Annotated in this window: 3 protein-coding genes; all 3 read right to left on the bottom strand. The window is 49.8% G+C overall.

Translation table 11 applies throughout. From position 1 onward, the window contains the following. Positions 1–57 precede the first annotated feature (57 nt). On the bottom strand, positions 58–1335 hold the full coding sequence (locus Q1V74_RS06810) for a putative Na+/H+ antiporter (RefSeq protein WP_300647626.1): 1278 nt from the start codon (positions 1333–1335) through the stop codon (positions 58–60). Between the two features lie 111 nt (positions 1336–1446). Next, positions 1447–2385 carry a 4-hydroxybenzoate octaprenyltransferase gene (gene ubiA / locus Q1V74_RS06805; protein ID WP_300647625.1) on the bottom strand — a complete coding sequence of 313 codons (939 nt, stop codon included), beginning with the start codon at positions 2383–2385 and terminating at the stop codon, positions 1447–1449. Positions 2386–2448: 63 nt separating this feature from the next. After that, a partial coding sequence (locus Q1V74_RS06800; RefSeq protein WP_300647624.1) for a PLP-dependent aminotransferase family protein occupies positions 2449–3112 on the bottom strand: 664 nt, incomplete at its 5' end.

Raw genomic sequence — 3112 nt, 5'->3', positions numbered from 1 at the left:
TTTAGCGCGTTTGCGCACCCAACGTACAGTGCTTGGGTACGCAACACCCAGTTTTCATTAAAAAGAGGTAGGTAATAAAAACATACCCGCCGCAATTAACGTGGGGACGGCTGCGGCCATTAACAAGCGCAAGGGAGAAATAGCGCCATCGGGGAAAGTACCTTTTAGAATCGAGAACCCCGCTGGGTTAGGTGCATTCGCGATTACAGTTAAACCACCACCGGTCACCGCCCCCGCCACCAACATATAGCGCCAAAGCTCGCTAGTGCCCTCGACCAAAGAGCCAAGATAAGTCAGCGCCGCATTATCTGTGATCGCTGTTAACGCCGTCGCTCCTACAAAGAGGGCCAAGGGTGACATACCACCCAAGAGGTCTTGCAACCACCATTTTTGCAAACCGCCTAAAATCACCAATCCCGCTAAGAAAAAGCCCACCATCAACCCCTCGCGAATCAAGAGCGGGTTTTGATGTTTGGAGTAAGCGTGTGCATACCCCACAAACATCATTAACATGCCCAAAAAGATCACAGGGTGGTGAGCGGACAAAACAATACCCACTAAAAATAGCAAATGAATGCCCATAACAACCCATGGCACATCTGGACGCTGCTTGGTATCAGTAGGTTGGGGAATCGATTCGGGAGCCTCCACTAAAGCAGAGCGGCTAATAAAGGTCAAAAGCGCGGCATTGATCAACACAGCCACCGCGGCACGCCAACCAAAGTGTGTCGCCATATAGGCCGTGTCCCAATTAAAGGTTTGCGCCACCATGAGTACGGGTGGAGCCGCATACGAGGTCAGTACCCCACCGATGGAAATATTGACAAATAAGACCCCAATAGTGAGGTATTTAAAGACTGCTCTACCAGAGCGTTTAAAATATTGATCCCGTAATAACAACGCCGCCAGTGTCATCGCTGCCGGTTCAGTGATTAGGGAACCAAAAAGTGGCACCACGGACATGGTGACAAAGAACATGGCGTACTCATTACGAATCGGTAGGATATTAGCAATGACTTTGACGAGCTTAGACACCATTTCTAATATGGGGCGGCTCGCTGCGACTACCATGATCGCAAAAACAAAAGCTGGCTCAGTAAAATTACGTGTATCCATGTATTCAACCGCCTGATCCAGGCCGATAAACACAGAGATAAACACAATTAAAACAAACGCCCACACACCAAAAACGGCTTCGACCTCGGACAACATATGCCAAAGGCCTGCATGGGGCCCGCCCTTATTAGCTAAACGCGCAAAGACGGGGACCGAAAACGTATGAATAATTGCCGTTGCAAACAATATAGTTGCAACCATTTCCATTGTGGTTGGCATAAAGCACCTTTTTTGTAACGCCCCACTGGGCGGACTGTCTCAATCTCAATTGATCTGGCAAGCACCGGATCAGGCGTCATTTTACATGGATCTATGATGAGACCCACCCTTTTACAGCAGTGTGCCACCTAAAGCCGCTATCACTAAAAGCACACCAACTGTCATGTTTGCTCTAAACAACGGCAGGCCTAATTCACGCTTTTTGGGATCAAACTGATAGATTTGCCACGCTAAGTGCAGTGCAATCCCCACCATAACCACAAAGTATGCCCAATGCATGCCCATGGCATAACCTGCCCATATCCAAAGCAATACGCTCGCCCCATAAAAACCGCTTAACCACACTTTGCCCTGATCCCCAAAGCGAATTGCCGCGGATTTAAGACCAAGCTTTAGGTCGTCCTCCATATCAATGTAGCCATAGATCGCGTCGTAGCCAATTTGCCACGTTACCGCCCCCGCCCACATAGCGATAGCGGCTAAAGGCACCGTGTTTTGCGTATCCGACCACGCCATCAACATGCCCCAATTAAAAGCAATACCAAGCACCGCTTGCGGCCAATGCGTAAAACGCTTACATAACGGGTAAATGACCACTAACGGCAATAACAACAAAGCAAGCCAACGGCTGTAGCTGTTGATCGCCAATAATAATAAGGCGGCAATGACGAGCTGAGCAAAAACAAAAATCCACGCGTTTTTAAGGCTTAGCTGTCCGCTTGTCAAAGGTCTAAAGCGAGTGCGCTCAACCTGATGATCAAAATCTCGGTCAAAAATATCATTAAAACAGCAGCCTACGCCGCGCATCAATAACGCACCGAAAGAAAAAACAAAAAGCCGCCAAAGATCCGGCCAGCCCCCTGCCGCTTGAATCAGAGCGGCAATACAAGGCAACAACGTTAACCACGTGCCTACAGGACGATCTAAGCGGCAAAGTCGTGCATACGGCCCCCAAGACGGTGGTAGCCAGCGCGCCACCCAATCATTGGGACGCATATCTGCCAGATCTGGACGAGAGGGATCAAAAGGAGAAGGAAAATGAGGCTGCATAATCAGACCGCTCAAAAACAAACAGCCGTGACAAAGCACGGCTGCTCATGCTCAATGAACCAGTTACATTTGCTCGCGAATGAGTTGACCTAAGATCGCAATCCCTTCACGGATACGATCTTCGGAAACCGTCACAAAGCTTAGACGGAACGTGTTCCGCTTGGGTTCGCCGGCAGCATAAAAAGGCTCGCCCGGCACAAAAGCCACATTGCGCTCGATGGCTTTGTGCAATAGGTCTTGCGAGTCCATGTGTTCAGGCAAGGTTACCCATAAGAACATCCCCCCTTCGGGGCGTGTCCATTTTACATTATCGGGGAAATGCTGCGCCATAGCATCCAACATGTATTGGCATTGTTGTTTATACAAGTCGCGTACCGTTGGCAAATGTTGCTGTAAAAACCCACCTTTTACAGCTTCGTACACTGCCATTTGTGTCACCGAGGGCGAGTGCAAATCGGTGGCTTGTTTGATTTGGACCAGTTTATCGATAATCGCAGCTGGCGCCACAATATAGCCTAGACGCAACCCTGGTGCTAAGACTTTAGAAAACGAGCCTAAACGTACCACGGTAGCACCGGCTTTGCGACCCAGATGGAGCAAGCTCGGCTGAGGTGTGCCCTTGTAGCGCAGCTCTCCGTAAGGATCGTCTTCGATAATAGGGATACCAGCAGCGGCACAACGCTCGACGAGTTCCTGACGCCGTGCCTCGCTCATAGTGCGCCCAGTG

The sequence above is a fragment of the Paenalcaligenes sp. genome, assembly GCF_030152715.1.
Lineage (GTDB): Bacteria > Pseudomonadota > Gammaproteobacteria > Burkholderiales > Burkholderiaceae_B > Paenalcaligenes > Paenalcaligenes hermetiae.
The sequence above is the reverse complement of the archived record's forward strand: the minus strand, read 5'-3'. Positions and strand labels throughout refer to the sequence as shown.